The sequence below is a fragment of the Corallococcus sp. AB045 genome (assembly GCF_003668895.1).
GTDB lineage: Bacteria > Myxococcota > Myxococcia > Myxococcales > Myxococcaceae > Corallococcus > Corallococcus coralloides.
The window spans coordinates 1-932 of record NZ_RAWN01000424.1; the positions used below are offsets into that span (position 1 = coordinate 1).

Consider the following 932-nt stretch of genomic DNA (forward strand, 5'->3'; position numbering starts at 1 on the left):
CCCCACCCGCCCATCAGCACTCCCACGCGCTTGCCCATGTCGATGATGCCTCCTTGGGCCCGCGTCAGAGCACGGATGATGCCACGCACCGGAAGTGCTCCCCGGCGCGGACATCGCGTTCAAGTGGCTGGAATGACAGGGGTTTCGCGGTGGTGCCAAGCGGCAGGCAGCCGTGTCCGGGGGGACACGGCGCGGCCCGGCGGCCACGTGCGGGAGTGTTTACAGGGCGCCGCGCCCGGGTCCCCTGGAGCCAGGGACGCAAGGCGCGGCGGCAACGGCGGCAGGCCCCGTCACCGGCGACCGGTGACGACGGGCCCGGCGCGGGACTTCAGCCCCCGTCGCGGACGCCGCCGTCGGGCAGCAGACCGCCATCCGTGAGGCCGGCGTCCGTGTCGTCACCGGCGTCCGAGTCGCCACCGGCGTCGGTGGTGCCGGCATCACTGGTGCCGGCGTCGGACGTGCCGGCGTCGGTGGGGGTGCCGTCCTCGGAGGTGCAGACCTCGTTGCGGCAGACGTAGCCCTCCAGGCACTGGCCGCGGTCGCAGGGCTGCCCTTCGGGGTCGAAGCTGACGAGCAGGCTGCAGGCGGACAGGCCCAGGACAAGGGCCGAGGGAACGATGAGCGATGAAAGGCGGCGCATGGCTAGTAGTTCCGGAGATCGTCTTCGTCGAGCTTGGGGCGCTTCTTCTCTTCCTCGCGCTTGCGCCGGGCGTCTTCCTCCGCCTTGCGCTTCGCCTCTTCGTCCGCCTTGCGCTTCGCCTCTTCGTCCTTCTTGCGCTGTTCCTCCTCGTCCTTCTTGCGCTGTTCCTCCTCGCGCTTGAGGCGGGCCTCCTCCGCGCGCTGGCGCTTCGCCTCGGCCTCACGCTCCTTGCGCGTCATCTTCTTCGCGGGGGGCGCGGGCGGCGGCTGCGGGGGCGGCTCGAAGACAGGGG

1 protein-coding gene and 1 pseudogene are annotated in these 932 nt (G+C 71.7%); both read right to left on the reverse strand.

Annotation, left to right across the window (positions count from 1 at the left end):
- Positions 1-328: 328 nt before the first annotated feature.
- Complete coding sequence (locus D7Y21_RS41250; protein ID WP_121718614.1) at positions 329-640, reverse strand: hypothetical protein; 312 nt, start codon at positions 638-640, stop codon at positions 329-331.
- Between the two features lie 2 nt (positions 641-642).
- Positions 643-932: pseudogene (locus tag D7Y21_RS41255) on the reverse strand (PEGA domain-containing protein); the annotation flags it as partial.